The following is a 241-nucleotide window of genomic DNA, read 5'->3' as shown; positions in this document are numbered from 1 at the left end:
CCGTCACCGCCCTTGGCGCGCAGGGCGCCGATCTGGGACGCCCCCCGGTCGCTCGCAAGGCCCGTCCCCGCGCCCACCTTGGCCGTCCAGCCGCCGCCGTCGGTGACGAAGGCGAGGTTGTAGTTCTTCACGCCGGGCGCGTTCGCCGCCGCGAGGAGGACGACCGCCGGGTAGAGGGAGGTGTCGGCGTACGGGGCGAAACCGGCGGAGGCGGTGGTGCCGGTGCCGCTGCTCTGGGTCG

General features: G+C 75.5%; 1 pseudogene. It reads right to left on the bottom strand.

Annotated elements, in window-relative coordinates:
• Positions 1-241, bottom strand: a pseudogene (locus KVT45_RS55560) (sugar hydrolase); the annotation flags it as partial.

The organism is Streptomyces sp. GbtcB6 (assembly GCF_019091475.1).
GTDB lineage: Bacteria > Actinomycetota > Actinomycetes > Streptomycetales > Streptomycetaceae > Streptomyces > Streptomyces hyaluromycini.
Note: the sequence above shows the minus strand (reverse complement) of the source record. Positions and strands in the feature narration are given on the sequence as shown.